Consider the following 13,562-nt stretch of genomic DNA (forward strand, 5'->3'; position numbering starts at 1 on the left):
CTAACATGGCCGCCCCGCGGGCGGTGGTCGCGCACTGTGCCGGATTCGTCGGAAGCTGGGCTTCTGGCCCTGAGTAACTTCCAACGAAATCAATCCCTTATCTCGCCCCCCGAGTGTAACAGAATAAACAGCCTGATGACCGCCCAAGACCCCACCAAACCCGCTGGCGACAAGCCTTCCGTGCGCATGATCACCGTTCCCGCCGACCGCGCAGGCCAGCGATTGGACAACTTCCTGCTCGGCCAGCTGAAGGGTGCCCCGCGCAGCCTGGTCTACAAGCTGGTGCGCAGCGGCCAGGTGCGGGTGAACGGCGGCCGCGCCAAGGCCGAACGCAAGCTGGAGGCCGGTGACGAAGTGCGTGTGCCGCCGGTTCGTCTCGCTGAGGAAGGAGACAAGGCCGGTCCGCCGGAGGCGTTCATGCGCCGCCTGGAGCAGGCCATCGTCTTCGAGGATGCCCGTCTGTTGGCCCTGAACAAGCCGACCGGCGTGGCCAGCCACGGCGGCAGCGGCATCAGTTTCGGTGCCATCGAGACCCTGCGCGCCCTGCGCCCAGGCCAGACCCTCGAGCTGGTCCACCGGTTGGATCGCGACACCTCGGGCCTGCTGATCGTGGCCAAGAAGCGCTCCGCGCTGAGCGAACTGCAGGCGCTGCTGCGTGAAGATCACGGCGCCGGCATCCGCAAGCGCTACCTGACCCTGCTGGCCGGGCGCATGCCCGACGGCGTGATGACGGTCGATGCGCCGCTGCACGTGGGTCTGCGCCAGGGCGGCGAGCGCCATGTGCAGGTCAATGCGATCGGCAAGGAATCAATCAGCCACTTCCGTGTGCTGGAGCGTCGCGGTGGTCATTCCTACTGCGAAGTCCGCATCGAGACCGGCCGTACCCACCAGATCCGCGTGCATGCCCAGCATCTGGGGCATCCGGTGGCCGGTGACGACAAGTACGGCGATCCTGCGGTCAACAAGCGGCTTCGTGAGCAGATCGGGCTGAAGCGCCTGTTCCTGCACGCGGCCTCGCTGGAGTTCGCGCTGGACGACGGCAAGAGCCCGTACGTGCTGAACGCGCCGCTGGCCGATGAGCTGGTCGAGGCGCTGGACCGGCTGCGCTGAAGCTGGCGCCGGGCCGTGCCCGGCGCTCCCGTTGTAGAGTCGAGCCATGCTCGACTGGCTTTTCGCGCGCCCCGGCCGAAGAACAGTCGAGCATGGCTCGACTCTACAGGGCGGGTCGCAAACCCCTCACCACTTGAACAGCACCAGGCTGATCGCCAGCGTGCCCATGCCTGCCACCAGCCCGTACACCGTTTCGTGGCCCTTGGCATAGCGCTTGGCCGCCGGCAGCAGTTCATCCAGCGCCAGGAACACCATCACGCCGGCGATCAGCCCGAACACCCAGCCGAAGGTGGCGTGCGACAGCGATCCGGACAGCAGCCAGTAGCCCAGCGCCGCGCCCACCGGCTCGGCCAGGCCGGACAGCAGGCTGGCACTGAACGCATAGAACTTGTTCTGGGTGGCGAAGTACACCGGCACCGCAATGGCGATGCCCTCGGGAATGTTGTGGATGGCGATGGCAAAGGCCAGCGGCATGCCGACCGACGGGCTCTCCAGCGTCGCGAAGAACGTTGCCAGCCCTTCCGGGAAATTGTGCGCGGTGATCGCGATCGAGGTCAGCAGGGCAACCCGCTTCAGGTACTCGCGACTGTTCTCGCGGAACGCCGGGTCCTGTTTGTCCAGGCTGTCATGCGGGTTGGGAATGAAGTGGTCGATCAGCACGATCACGATCACGCCCAGCAGGAAGGCCAGGGTGCCGTAGGTGAAGCCGGTGCGCTCGCCATAGGCCAGGGCGAACGACGCAATGGACTTGTTGAGGATCTCCGACAGCGACACATAGACCATCGCGCCGCCGGCGAAGGCCAGGCCGAAGGCCAGCAGGCGCGGATTGGGCCGGCGCGAGAACAGCACCAGCAGGCTGCCGATCGCGGTGGCGAGGCCGGCCGCGAGGGTGACCGCCAGCGCGATCCAGATGTTTTCGGGGGGAATCTGCAGCATCTACCGACGCGGTCCTGGTCAACAGACAACCGCCCCGGGCAGTGCCGGGGCGGCGAGGGCGAGGCGGGCGTCGGCTGGCCTCGTCGGGGTGTGCGCGATCAGCCGCCGCGGCGCAGGCGTTCTTCGATGGCGAAGCACTGGTCGGGCTTCGGCTGCGGCGGGTTGAAGCTGACCGGCACCTGGATGGTGGCCGGCACCGGTTGGCCGTTGCGGGTGGCGGCATTGAACTGCCAGCCCTGCACGGCGGTCTTGGCCAGCTCGTCCAGCTGCGGGTTGCCGGCGCCGGTCAGCAGAGCCACTTCGCTCGGCTTGCCGTCGGTGCCGATGGTCACCTTGAAGGTGCTGGTGCCACCCACGCCCATGCAGGCCAGCTCAAGCGGGTACTGCGGCGGCGGCGTCTTCACCGCGGCCACTTCGGTCGGCGGCGGCGGTGGCGGTGCCGGCGGTTCGGACGCGCCACAGCCGGCCAGGCCGGTCGCAGCGATCAGGGACAGGCTCAGCAAACGTACGTTCATGGCAGTTGCTCCGTCAGGGCCGAAGTCTTTGCCGCGCAGATGAAGTCGTTCTCGCTCAGGCCACCCACGTCGTGGGTGGAAAAGCGCACGACCGCGCGGTCGTAGTGCACGCCAAGGTCCGGATGGTGGTCCTCGCGGTGTGCGATCCAGGCCAGCGCGTTCACGAAGGCCATGGTGGCGTAGTAATCCTTGAAGCGGAAGGTGCGCAGCAGGGCCTGGCCACCCTCGCTCAGCTCCCAGCCGGGAATCTGCGGCAGCAGTTCGGCCAGGCGGGCTTCGCCAAGCTTGTGGTCGCTGCCTTTGCGCGGCACGCAACGGGCCTGGGCCAGTGGAATCAGGTCGGCCATGGGAATCTCCACCTCGTGTTGACTGAACAATGCGCCGGACGGTGTATAAACCGAATGAGCGGCTGACGCTTACTTGGCTAGAATAGCCTGATGATCCAGATCTCCGACACTGCCCAGACCCATTTCCGCAAGCTGATCGAACGCGAGGGCGTGCCCGGCATGGGCGTGCGCCTGAGCGCGGTCGAACCTGGCACGCCGCGCGCCGATGCCCGGCTGGAGTTCGCCGAACCGACCGACCTGCTCGGTGACGAGTGGGCGGTGGACTGCGATGGCTTCACCCTCTACGTCGATGCGAGCAGCGTCGGCTGGCTCGATGGCGCCGAGATCGACATCGTCGCCGGCACCGCCGGTACCCAGCAGCTGACCATCAAGGCGCCGCGCATCAAGGGCGAGGCCCCCGGCGATGCCGCGTCGCTGGTCGAGCGCGTGCACTGGGTGGTGGAGAACGAAGTCAATCCGCAGCTGGCCTCGCATGGCGGCAAGGTGGCCGTGCAGGAGGTTTCGGCCGACGGCGTGGTGCTGCTGCGCTTCGGCGGTGGCTGCCAGGGCTGTGGCATGGCCGACGTGACGCTCAAGCAGGGTATCGAGAAGACCCTGATGGGCCGCGTGCCAGGCGTGACCGCCGTGCGCGACGCGACCGACCACGACAGCGGCCACGCGCCTTACATCCCGCGCGGCAACGTCGCCTGACTGCTGACGCGTGCCTCTGACCCGGGCCGAGCAACTCATCGAACTGCTGCTGGCCCGCCAGCAGCCACGCGCCGTCCTCGAGAAGACTACGCGCCTGCCCTATGGCTGGGCGCTGTGGCTGCGCTCGCTGGGCCCGCTGCCGCGGCCGTTCCACGCCCGCGAAGTGATTGCGGTATTGCTGCCGCGCCCGCTGCCTGGACCGCCGGGCCAATCGCCTCGCCTGTCGCCCTGGCAGGCGCTGCGCCGGTTGTTCTGGCAGGACTGGGATGCTGCGCCGCGCGATCAGCGCTGGATGCGCTGGACCTCGGCGTTGGCCAGCGCGCTGCTGCACCTGCTGTTCTTCATGCTGCTGCTGTGGGTTGCGGTGATCCGCACCACGGCACCGGAAGCAGAGGGCGCCGAAGGCGAGCGTGTGCAGGTGGAATTCGTCGGCCGCGCCTCCCAGGAAGGCGGGGGCGATCAGCCGGGTGCCGAGGCGGCTGCGGCTGCACCGGCCGGCCAGGTTGCCGCCGGCCGGGAAGCGGGGGCTGCGACTGCACCTGAGCCGCGTCCTGCGGCCGCGTCGGCGCCTGCGCCCGCACCGACTCCAGCACCGGCAGCCAGCGTGCCGTCGCCGCCGGCCGAAGTCGAGCCGGCCCCGCTTGCGGCCCCGCCACCGTCGCCGGTGCAGGCCACCGAAGTGGCGCAGGCCAGCACGGATTTCGTGGTGCCGCCGGTCAGCGTGCCGCGCACCGAGGTCAGCATCGTGCCGCGTGACACCACACCCACGGTGCGCGAGCGCAGCGTGCAGCCGGTGCAGGCGCCGCCAACCCCAACCGCGATGCGTGCGCCGCAGATCGCGGTGCGGACGCCGCAGCTGCGTGACATCCCGGTGCAGGAGCGCGAAGTCAGTACGGTCGATGCACCGGCGGTGTCGCAGCCGCTGCGCACGGCCGATGTGCAGGTGCGCGTGCCGCAGCGGGACGTACAGGTGCGCGAGCGTGAAGTGCAGGCGGTGGTTGATCCGCAGGTGCGGATGGCGACCGTCGCCGGTCGTGAACCGGCAGTGCATGCGCCGGCGGGTCGTGACGTACAGGTGCGCGAGCGCGAAGTAGCCTCGGCACCGGTGGCAGCCCCTTCGTCTTCCAGTGGCAATGCACCCGCGGCAACGCCCGCGCCGGCGGCCAATGGCAGCGCGACGCAGGCGAGCAGCAGCGCCGCGCGGCCTGCTGCATCCAGCACGACCCCGGCCCAGGCTGGAGCGCGCCCGGCTCCCAATCCGGGCAATTGGGCTACGCCCGCCAAGGGCGATGACTGGGGTGCATCGAGCCGCAGCCATGACGGCGCCGCCACTGGCGCCCGACAGGCCAGTACCAGCAGCAAGGGCAGTGGCCTGTTCAATGCCGATGGCAGCGTCCGCGTGCCGGGCCAGGAGGGCGAGGGTCGTGCCGAGCGCGGTGCGCCCGGTGGCGCCAACGATGGCTGGAGCAAGGAACGCATCGCGCAATCGGGCACCTGGTTGAAGCGACCCCCGTACGACTACACGCCCACGTCGTTCGACAAGTACTGGGTGCCGCAGGAATCGCTGCTGGCCGAGTGGGTGCGCAAGGGCGTCAAGGCGATGGAGATTCCATTGCCGGGTACCAGCACGAAGATCTCCTGCGTGATCTCGATCCTGCAGGCCGGTGGTGGCTGTGGCCTGACCAACCCCAACATGCAGGACCAGCCGGCGGTGGCACGACCGCCGCCGGACATTCCGTTCAAGAAAGAGCTGCAGGAAGATAACGGGAGCCGCTAGGCAGGGGGGGCGCGCCCCACACGCTGGCCGGCTCGCGCGTTGGTAGGTGCCAACCTTGGTTGGCACAGAAACGCCGACCAAGGTCGGCCTCTACCAAAGCATCAGCGCATGCCGACCAAGGTCGGCATCCACCAGGGCAGTAACCTCACGCGCTCTGCGACAGGAACACCCAGAACCGCACGTCACGGCCGACCTGCTGGCCGGCTCGCGCTTTGGTAGGTGCCAACCTTGGTTGGCACAGAAGCGCCGACCAAGGTCGGCATCTACCGGATGCACGCATGCCGACCAAGGTCGGCATCCACCAGGGCAGTGACCTCACGCGCTCTGCGACAGGAACACCCAGAACGGCACGTCGCGGCCAACCCAGTCGCGGCTGGCTTCGTCCATCACGTCCAGCAACGTGTCAAAGTCCTTCTGCGTGGAGGCGCGCAACGTGTCCACGTCGGCCAGGAACAGCGCGTAGCCGTTGGCCGGCAGCCACTGCAGGTCGCGCAGGTTGTCCGACAGGGCATCCCAGTTGCCGCCGAAGCCTGCCGGAAAATCCATCTGCGCGGCCAGCCGGGCCAGCAGGGTGCGCTTGTCGGCCACGCCTTCCAGGTCGATGTGGATCACCTTCAGTCCGGCATCGCGCATCGCCGCGGCCAGTGCGCTGATGTCGTCGCTGTCGATGGCGTAGACGCCAGCGTTGTTGATGTCATGCAGGCCGAGGCCGAAATCATCGTGGCTCATTGCTGCGCTCCCTGGGCTGGCACGGTGAAGCTGCGGAACGATGCGTAGTGGTCGTCGGTGTAGTACCACGCCTCCGGCGGATCGCCACCGGTGACGATGCGGCGCGTGCCGCGGGTACGCGCACCGGGGGTATCGACGGTGTACTCGCGGTAGTAGCCGCGCGGGCGCTGCGGCAGCTGCTGTTCGCGGTTGCCGAAGGTGCTCCCGTCCTGGCGATGCGGGAACGGGCCACCACGCTGGATCAGGGCGATGGTCTGGCGTGCTTCAGCCGGCAGGAACGCGGGCAGGCCGTTGTCCTTGCCGGGCGTGGCCGTGGCAGGCGCCCGTGCCGTAGGCGCTCCCTGCAGGTCCGGCGCGAACTGCGGCGCCGGCGGCCGCTGCAGGAAATGGTTGGCGACCAGGCCGAGCAGCAGCAGGGCGATGGCGGTGATCAGCAGCCGGGGGTTGCGCATGGGCAGGGGCACGCGAGGGTGGTACACGCACTGTAGCGCCTGCGCGCTGCACGGTGCATGAGGAGATCGCTGCGTCACTGATGCGTAACAATTGCCGTCGTGCTCACTGGCAGGACGCAATTTCCTTTACATCCCCCTTGGTAATCTGGCGGTCTGTCCCCATCATTCACCGCGCACCGCCCGACATCGTCGGGTGCCCTCGCAATCAGGAGATGCATCATGGCCTACACCCTGCCCAAGCTGTCCTACGCCTACGACGCGCTGGAACCGCATATCGATGCGGCGACGATGGAAATCCATCACACCAAGCATCACCAGACCTACATCAACAACGTCAACGCGGCGCTGGAAGGCACCGAGTACGCTGACCTGCCGGTCGAAGAGCTGGTGAAGAAGCTCAAGTCGCTGCCGGAGAACCTGCAGGGCCCGGTGCGCAACAACGGTGGTGGCCATGCCAACCACTCGCTGTTCTGGACCGTGATGGCCCCGAACGCCGGCGGCAACCCGGTGGGCGACGTGGCCAAGGCCATCGACAAGGACCTGGGCGGCTTCGACAAGTTCAAGGATGCCTTCACCAAGGCGGCGCTGACCCGTTTCGGCAGCGGCTGGGCGTGGCTGAGCGTGACCCCGGACAAGAAGGTCGTGGTCGAGAGCACCGGCAACCAGGACAGCCCGCTGATGGAAGGCAACACCCCCATCCTCGGCCTGGACGTGTGGGAACACGCGTACTACCTGAAGTACCAGAACCGTCGTCCGGAATATATCGGCGCGTTCTTCAACGTCATCGACTGGAACGAAGTCGAGCGCCGTTACCAGGAAGCGATCGCCTGATCGCGGTAACGGGATGAACTGAGAAGGCCGGGGGAGACCCCGGCCTTTTCTGTTGCAGGATTCATTCGGCCGTGGCCGTATCACCCTGCAGGCGCAGGGTCGCCATCACGCCCAGGCGCAGGCCGGGCAGGTCGCCGTCGGCCGGCAGCAGGATCGGCTGCTGGCGGATGCCGCCGAAGTGCTTGACCTGGAACAGCACGTCCAGCCCATGGCCACTCGCACCGCCGCCGCTGGCCGCAGGCGGGTCTGCACGGCCACCGGGATTGCGCCGGGCCGGCTGGAAACCCGGCGTGCTGCGCACCAGTTCCACCGTGTTGGCCGAGAAATCGCCGGCGATCAGGCTCGGCATGCCCTCGGAGGTGGCGCCGATCCAGGTCATCAGATCGCTGGTCTGGTGCTGGCGGGCGGTGGCCTCGTCCGGGTCCGGGCGCAGCCGCGCGACATAGATGTTGACCAGCGCCTCGCCCAGCTTCAGGCGCATCATTCCGGCCGCACTGAAGGTGCCGGGAGGATGCAGCAGGGTCACCCCGTCTTCGCTGACCGGCAGCCGGGTCAGCATGGCGTTGCCATGCCGCAGTGGCTGGCTGGGAGGGTCAGCGGTGACGAAGTCGCAGCTGTAGCGCAGCCGGCTGGCCAGCCAGCAGGCTGGATTGCGGCCCTGCTGCTGCAGCACCTGCTGCACCGAGATCACGTCCGGCTGCAGCTCGGTCAGCAGTTGCGCGACCTGCTCGCGGCGCTGCTTCCAATGCGCATCATCACGGCTGGGCAGTTCCAGCGCGGCCACGGTCAGTTGCCGGGGCTCGTTGTCACTGGCAGTGGCGGCCGGCGCCTGCGGCCGCGCCTGGGCCTGCAACGCCAGCAGCAGCACGAAACAGCTGAGCAGGAGGCGGGCGGGGGCGAGGGGGCGCATAACGATAAGTTTACGCTTTTGTCGTGCAGGTGCCGTGACTTCCGGCAGGGCCAGAACGGCCTGCCATGGATTGGCACCGTTGTCATGCAGCCCTGCAGCGTGCTTCGCAAGCCCAGGTTCCGGTAACCTTGCGCCTTTCGCTTTGCAGGAATGCCTTACAGGATGAGCCACGACGCAGTCGCCCCCATCGCCGGCCAAGGAAAGATGCCGCGCCAGATTCCGTACATCATCGGCAATGAGGCCTGCGAACGGTTCAGTTTCTACGGGATGCGCAACATCCTGGTGCAGTTCCTGATCACCTCGCTGCTGATGCAGGAAATCACGGCGGAAGGCCGTGCCGGTGAAGCCAAGGACATCATGCACAGCTTCATGATCGGCGTGTATTTCTTCCCGCTGCTCGGTGGCTGGCTGGCCGACAGGTTCTTTGGCAAATACCACACCATCCTCTGGTTCAGCCTGGTCTACTGCGCCGGCCACCTGTGCCTGGCGCTGTTCGAGAACAGCCGCGAAGGCTTCTTCCTCGGCCTGGGCCTGATCGCGCTCGGTGCCGGTGGCATCAAGCCGCTGGTGGCCTCGTTCATGGGTGACCAGTTCGACCAGAGCAACAAGCACCTGGCCAAGGTCGTCTTCGATGCCTTCTACTGGATCATCAATTTCGGCTCGCTGTTCGCCTCGCTGCTGATCCCGCTGGTGCTGAAGAACTGGGGCCCGCAGTGGGCGTTCGGCATCCCGGGCATCCTGATGTTCATCGCCACCTTCGTGTTCTGGCTGGGCCGCAAGCGCTACGTGTTGGTGCCACTGCCGCCGAAGGATCCGCATTCGTTCGCCAACGTGGTACGCACCGCGCTGACCGCGCGCGTGGCCGGCCAGGGCCGTCCGGGCCTGGTGATCGCCGTGCTCGGCCTGGTGCTGGCAGTGGCCTCGTTCGGCCTGGTCGGCTCGCTGGGCATCGTGATCTGCCTGTGCCTTGCGCTGGTGTCGATCCTGGCGGGCATCGGCGGTGGCACCTGGCTGCAGCTGGACCGCGCCCGTGGCCAGCATCCGGCCGAAGCCGTGGAGGGCGTGCGCTCGGTGCTGCGCGTGCTGGTGATCTTCGCGCTGACCACGCCGTTCTTCTCGCTGTTCGACCAGAAGGCCTCGACCTGGGTCCTGCAGGGCCAGCAGATGCAGATGCCGAGCTGGTTCACCGCCTCGCAGATGCAGGCACTGAACCCGCTGCTGGTGATGATCCTGATTCCGTTCAACAACCTGGTGCTGTACCCGGCCCTGCGCCGCTTCGGCTTCGAGCCGACAGCGCTGCGCCGCATGACCGCCGGCATCGCCTTCAGCGGCCTGGCCTGGATCGTGGTCGGCGGCATCCAGGTGGTGATGGACGGGGGCAACGCCATGTCGATCTTCTGGCAGATGCTGCCGTATGCGCTGCTGACCTTCGGTGAGGTGCTGGTCTCGGCCACCGGCCTGGAGTTCGCCTACAGCCAGGCGCCGCAGGCGATGAAGGGCGTGGTGATGAGCTTCTGGAACCTGACCACCACCATCGGCAACCTGTGGGTGCTGCTGTCCAACGCGGCTGTGCGCAACGATGCGGTGACTCACAAGATCGCCAGTACGGGCCTGAGCGAGGCGGCGTTCCTGATGTTCTTCTTCGCCGGTTTCGCCTTCGTCGCGGCGTTGGCCTTCGGTTGGTACGCGAAACGCTATCGTATGGTCGACAACTACCGTAGCGCCTGAGCCTGACATGACCCCCGTCAATCTGCTGTTGATCGCCATCACCGCCATCCTGTCGTGGATGGCGTTCAACAACCGCAAGCTGGCCGATCGCCTGATCCTGTGGCCGCCAGCCGTCGACCGTCACCGCCAGTACGACCGGCTGGTGACCTATGGCTTCATCCACGCCGACTGGTCGCACCTGATCTTCAACATGATCACCCTGTTCTTCTTCGGGGGATTCATCGAGAGCGTGATGGTGCAGCTGACCGGCAGCTACCTGACCTACCCGGCGTTCTACATCGGTGCGCTGCTGGTCTCGATCCTGCCCAGCTACCTGAAGAACCAGAAGAACCCGAACTACCTCAGCCTCGGTGCGTCCGGGGCGGTGTCGGCGGTGCTGTTCGCCTTCATCCTGATCAAGCCGTGGTCGATCATCCTGGTGTTCTTCATCCCGGCGCCCGCCATCGTCTACGCCGCGTTCTACGTCGGCTACAGCATCTGGATGGACAAGCGCGGCGGTGACCGCATCAACCACAGCGCGCACCTGGCAGGCGCGGCGTTCGGCGTGATCTTCATGCTGGCCATGCAGCCGAGCATCTTCACCCACTTCCTGCGCGAACTTTCCAACCCGACCTTCCGCCTCGGCGGCGGTTGATGGCGGGAGCGGGGCGGATCGGCAGCGATCCGCCCCGGCAGGCTCAGGTTGCGGTCTGCTGGCCGTAGGTGTCCAGCAGGCGGGCGAACACTTCCTCGCCGATGCGCTGGAAATCCTGCTCTTCGGTCTGCCCTTCCACCGCCAGTTGCAGCAGGCCCTCCAGCAGGGCGCGGTCGGTATCGGAATGGGGATCGCTGGGGTGCATCGGGGCCTCCACGGTGGTGCGCATGATTATCGGTCGCAAGGGCCGTGCCAGCCTGGCCGGACCCCTCCACAGGCGATAGCGGCCGCTGGCCCTCCAGCTTGAGGGTCGAAAACTGACGTGAACGCACTGGACTTGCCCCTGTTCAGGCTTCACGCGATCATGGCGCCCGGCTGCGCACCATCCACGCAGTCGCCGCAGGAGACAGTTCCATGGCTTCGGTCACGCCCCCCGGTCTGGCCTACGAGGTCGAACACGACCTGGCCAACCACCGCTTCACCGCCCGTGTGCGTGGACAGCTGGCGGTGCTCGATTACCAGATCAAGCGCAGGCGCATGGTCATCACCCACACCGAGGTGCCCGAGCCGATCGCCGGCCGTGGCATTGCCGGTGAGCTGACCCGTGTGGCACTGCGTTTCGCCCGCGAGCAGAAGTACAAGGTGGTGCCGGCGTGTTCCTACGCCGAGGCCTTCCTGCAGCGACATGAGGAGTACCACGACCTGCTCGTTGGCTGAATGCCAGCGGGCCACGCTTCAGCCATGGCAGGCGATGATGTACAAACATGAACAGGGGATCCCGATGAAGATTGGAAACAACCGGCCATTGCACGGCAGCGTGCTGGCCGGCGTGGTGGGCGTGCTGTTGCTGGCCGGTTGCCAGCGTGAAAGCGAGCCGGCACCGGCGACCGACGCGGCGCCCGCCGCCGAAGCCACCGCCGCAGGCGAAACGCCGGTCACGGAAGCGCCGCTGGACCTGCGCGACGTGATCGAGAACAACGAACGCGAAGTGGTGGGTATCAGCTACCCGGCCGGCATCGACCGCTACCCGGGCCTGGCCCGCGCGCTGCAGAGCTATGCGACGAGTGCGCGCAGTGACCTGCAACAGGCGCTGGACGGGCTGGGCAATGACAAGCCGACCATGCCGTACGAGCTGTCGCTGAGCTTCGAGAAGCTGCTGGAAACCCCGCAGCTGGTGGTGGTCAGTGCCGATGGCAGCCGCTACACCGGTGGCGCCCATGGCGAACCGCTGGTGGCCCGATTCGTGTGGCTGCCGCAGCATCAGCAGATGCTCAGCGCCGAAAAGCTGGTGGCCGATGCCAAGGGCTGGAAGGCGATCAGCGATTTCGTCGCCGACCAGCTGCGTGAACGCGTGGCCACCCGCCTCAGCGGTGAGGACATGGATCCGGCCCAGCTGCAGGAATCGCTGCGCAACGCATCGCGCATGATTGCCGACGGCACCGGCCCGCAGGCCGACAATTTCAGCCAGTTCCAGCCGCTGACCGACGACAAGGGGCAGATCACCGCGCTGCGCTTTGTTTTCCCGCCGTACCAGGTGGGTCCATACTCGGACGGCACCCAGACCGCCGATGTACCGGCGGCGGTGCTGTTGCCGCACGTGGCCAAGGACTTCGTGGAGCTGTTCGCACGCGGTTGACCGCAGTCGAGGAGGTGGCGTGGATACAGGGTTGCAGGAGCGGGTCGCCGGCCTGCTGCAGGAAGCCGGGGTCCGCATCGCCGGTACCCAGCCACAGGATATCCAGGTTCATGACCCGCGCTTCTTCGCGCGGGTCATGGCGCACGGCTCGCTTGGCCTCGGCGAAAGCTACATGGACGGTTGGTGGGACGCCAACGTCCTGGATGAATTCCTCGTCCACCTGATGCAGGCGCACCTGGACGAACGGGTGCACGGTTGGCGCGAAGTGGCCGATGCACTGAAGGCGCGCCTGTTCAACCTGCAGGTGGGACAGGGCAGCTACGAGGTGGGCCGCCGCCACTACGACCTTGGCAATGATCTCTACCAGGCCATGCTGGGCCAGCGCCTGGTCTATAGCTGTGGCTACTGGCGCAATGCCGGCGATCTCGACGCCGCGCAGGAAGCCAAGCTTGACCTGGTCTGCCGCAAGCTGGGCCTGCGCCCGGGGCAGCGTGTGCTGGACATCGGCTGTGGCTGGGGCGAAGCCCTGAAGTTCGCCGCCGAGCGCTACGGTGTCAGTGGCGTCGGCGTGACCATTTCGCAGGAACAGGCCGAGTTCGCGCGCGAACTGTGCGCCGGCCTGCCCATCGAGATCCGCCTGCAGGACTACCGCGAGCTGGACGAGCCGTTCGATGCGATCTTCTCGATCGGCATGTTCGAGCACGTTGGCGACAAGAACTACGCCAGCTTCTTCGAGGTGGCCAAGCGTTGCCTGTCGCCGCGCGGACTGCTGCTGTTGCACAGCATCGGCACCAACATCTCGCGGCATCGTACCGATCCGTGGATCGCGCGCTACATCTTTCCCAACTCGATGCTGCCATCGGCGGTGCAGATCACCAAGGCGTTCGAGGGCCGCTTCGTGCTGGAGGACTGGCACAACTTCGGTACCGATTACGACCTGACCCTGCAGGCCTGGCGGCGCAACGTGGAAGCGGCGTGGCCCCGGCTGGATGCGCGCTACGACGAGCACTTCCGGCGCATGTGGCGCTTCTACCTGGCTGGATCGATGGCCACTTTCCGTTGCCGGCACGCGCAGCTGTGGCAGCTGGTGCTGTCGCCGGAAGGCGTGCCGGGTGGGTACGTGGCGCCACGATGAAGCCGGAGCGGGGTCGGAGCCCGTTCCGCGGAAAGGGATCCGACCCCGGGATCAGATCCCTTTTCGCAGAGAAGGGCTCTGACCCCAATCACAACAAAAAACCGCCCGGTCTCCCGGGCGGTTTTCGTTTCA

General features: G+C 66.9%; 16 protein-coding genes. 9 read left to right on the plus strand and 7 right to left on the minus strand.

The genetic code is table 11. From position 1 onward, the window contains the following. Positions 1 to 135 precede the first annotated feature (135 nt). Entirely contained in the window at positions 136 to 1,110 is a 975-nt protein-coding gene (locus D5301_RS13590; RefSeq protein ID WP_110712877.1) for an RluA family pseudouridine synthase, read from the plus strand. 126 nt (positions 1,111 to 1,236) lie between these two features. On the opposite strand, the gene zupT is transcribed toward D5301_RS13590, so the two are convergent. The 3 genes from zupT to D5301_RS13605 all read right to left on the minus strand — a co-directional run bounded on the left by zupT (position 1,237) and on the right by D5301_RS13605 (position 2,908). Continuing rightward, positions 1,237 to 2,046: a zinc transporter ZupT gene (gene zupT / locus D5301_RS13595; protein WP_014037815.1), complete on the minus strand. Its 810-nt coding sequence runs from the start codon at positions 2,044 to 2,046 to the stop codon at positions 1,237 to 1,239. Between the two features lie 98 nt (positions 2,047 to 2,144). Next, positions 2,145 to 2,561, minus strand: a complete 417-nt coding sequence (locus tag D5301_RS13600) for an energy transducer TonB (protein WP_008264832.1) — start codon at positions 2,559 to 2,561, stop codon at positions 2,145 to 2,147. Then, positions 2,558 to 2,908, minus strand: coding sequence for a 4a-hydroxytetrahydrobiopterin dehydratase (locus D5301_RS13605; protein ID WP_100440645.1), 351 nt, complete (start codon positions 2,906 to 2,908; stop codon positions 2,558 to 2,560). The genes D5301_RS13600 and D5301_RS13605 overlap by 4 nt, the downstream gene beginning before the upstream one ends. Positions 2,909 to 2,998: 90 nt before the next feature. On the opposite strand from D5301_RS13605, the gene D5301_RS13610 reads away from it, so the two are divergent. Beyond that, positions 2,999 to 3,598 carry an NfuA family Fe-S biogenesis protein gene (locus D5301_RS13610; protein WP_153855957.1) on the plus strand — a complete coding sequence of 200 codons (600 nt, stop codon included), beginning with the start codon at positions 2,999 to 3,001 and terminating at the stop codon, positions 3,596 to 3,598. Between the two features lie 10 nt (positions 3,599 to 3,608). Further along, positions 3,609 to 5,375, plus strand: a complete 1,767-nt coding sequence (locus D5301_RS13615) for a hypothetical protein (RefSeq protein ID WP_324187323.1) — start codon at positions 3,609 to 3,611, stop codon at positions 5,373 to 5,375. Between the two features lie 315 nt (positions 5,376 to 5,690). On the opposite strand, the gene D5301_RS13620 is transcribed toward D5301_RS13615, so the two are convergent. Together D5301_RS13620 and D5301_RS13625 are read right to left on the minus strand one after the other, a co-directional pair. Continuing rightward, positions 5,691 to 6,104, minus strand: coding sequence for a barstar family protein (locus D5301_RS13620; protein WP_110712873.1), 414 nt, complete (start codon positions 6,102 to 6,104; stop codon positions 5,691 to 5,693). After that, on the minus strand, positions 6,101 to 6,556 hold the full coding sequence (locus D5301_RS13625) for a ribonuclease domain-containing protein (RefSeq protein ID WP_110712872.1): 456 nt from the start codon (positions 6,554 to 6,556) through the stop codon (positions 6,101 to 6,103). The genes D5301_RS13620 and D5301_RS13625 overlap by 4 nt, the downstream gene beginning before the upstream one ends. A 219-nt stretch (positions 6,557 to 6,775) precedes the next feature. Between D5301_RS13625 and D5301_RS13630 the strand changes: the two genes are divergently transcribed. After that, complete coding sequence (locus D5301_RS13630; RefSeq protein ID WP_005410310.1) at positions 6,776 to 7,387, plus strand: superoxide dismutase; 612 nt, start codon at positions 6,776 to 6,778, stop codon at positions 7,385 to 7,387. A 61-nt stretch (positions 7,388 to 7,448) separates the two neighbouring features. Here D5301_RS13630 and D5301_RS13635 read toward each other — a convergent pair whose 3' ends face one another. After that, positions 7,449 to 8,297: an endonuclease/exonuclease/phosphatase family protein gene (locus D5301_RS13635; protein ID WP_153855958.1), complete on the minus strand. Its 849-nt coding sequence runs from the start codon at positions 8,295 to 8,297 to the stop codon at positions 7,449 to 7,451. Between the two features lie 162 nt (positions 8,298 to 8,459). On the opposite strand from D5301_RS13635, the gene D5301_RS13640 reads away from it, so the two are divergent. Beyond that, positions 8,460 to 10,025, plus strand: a complete 1,566-nt coding sequence (locus D5301_RS13640; RefSeq protein ID WP_153855959.1) for an oligopeptide:H+ symporter — start codon at positions 8,460 to 8,462, stop codon at positions 10,023 to 10,025. Positions 10,026 to 10,032: 7 nt separating this feature from the next. Next, on the plus strand, positions 10,033 to 10,659 hold the full coding sequence (locus D5301_RS13645; RefSeq protein WP_032129656.1) for a rhomboid family intramembrane serine protease: 627 nt from the start codon (positions 10,033 to 10,035) through the stop codon (positions 10,657 to 10,659). A gap of 43 nt (positions 10,660 to 10,702) precedes the next feature. Here D5301_RS13645 and D5301_RS13650 read toward each other — a convergent pair whose 3' ends face one another. After that, complete coding sequence (locus D5301_RS13650) at positions 10,703 to 10,888, minus strand: hypothetical protein (RefSeq protein WP_153855960.1); 186 nt, start codon at positions 10,886 to 10,888, stop codon at positions 10,703 to 10,705. A gap of 185 nt (positions 10,889 to 11,073) precedes the next feature. On the opposite strand from D5301_RS13650, the gene D5301_RS13655 reads away from it, so the two are divergent. Genes D5301_RS13655 through cfa form a run of 3 tightly spaced genes read left to right on the plus strand, consistent with a single transcriptional unit; the run spans position 11,074 to position 13,430 of the window. After that, positions 11,074 to 11,376 (plus strand): GNAT family N-acetyltransferase, encoded by a 303-nt coding sequence (locus D5301_RS13655; protein ID WP_006455911.1) that lies wholly within the window; start codon positions 11,074 to 11,076, stop codon positions 11,374 to 11,376. A 37-nt stretch (positions 11,377 to 11,413) separates the two neighbouring features. Next, positions 11,414 to 12,295 (plus strand): DUF3298 and DUF4163 domain-containing protein, encoded by an 882-nt coding sequence (locus D5301_RS13660; protein WP_153855961.1) that lies wholly within the window; start codon positions 11,414 to 11,416, stop codon positions 12,293 to 12,295. A gap of 19 nt (positions 12,296 to 12,314) precedes the next feature. Next, a complete protein-coding gene (gene cfa, locus D5301_RS13665) occupies positions 12,315 to 13,430 on the plus strand; it encodes a cyclopropane fatty acyl phospholipid synthase (RefSeq protein WP_324187324.1) in 1,116 nt (371 codons plus the stop codon). The last annotated feature ends 132 nt before the right edge of the window (positions 13,431 to 13,562 follow it).

The organism is Stenotrophomonas sp. MH181796, assembly GCF_009659995.1.
GTDB lineage: Bacteria > Pseudomonadota > Gammaproteobacteria > Xanthomonadales > Xanthomonadaceae > Stenotrophomonas > Stenotrophomonas riyadhensis.